We start from the raw sequence: 422 nt of genomic DNA on the forward strand, positions 1-422 counted from the left end.
CCTAGCTGGTCTGAGAGGATGACCAGCCACACTGGAACTGAGCCACGGTCCAGACTCCTACGGGAGGCAGCAGTGGGGAATATTGCACAATGCGCGCAAGCCTGATGCAACCATGCCGCGTGAATGAACAAGGCCCTCGGGTTGTAAAGTACTTTCAGCGAGTACGAAAGTGGTGTGGCTAATCCCCGCAGCAATTGACGTGACTCTCAGAAGAAGCACCTGCTAACTCCGTGCCAGCAGCCGCGGTAATACGGAGGGTGCAAGCTTTAATCGGAATTACTGGGCGTATAGCGCACGCAGGCGGTTTGTTAAGTCAGATGTGAAATCCCCGGGCTCAACCTGGGAACTGCATTTGAAACTGGCAAGCTTGAGTCTCGTAGAGGGGGGTAGAATTCCAGGTGTATCGGTGAAATGCGTAGAGA

At 54.0% G+C, this 422-nt stretch carries 1 rRNA gene; it reads left to right on the top strand.

The annotated features are described in order from the left end of the window. Positions 1 to 422, top strand: a 16S ribosomal RNA gene (locus F0Q32_RS25945); the annotation flags it as partial.

This window comes from Pseudocitrobacter sp. 73 (genome assembly GCF_008369545.1).
Taxonomy (GTDB): Bacteria; Pseudomonadota; Gammaproteobacteria; order Enterobacterales; family Enterobacteriaceae; genus Pseudocitrobacter; species Pseudocitrobacter vendiensis.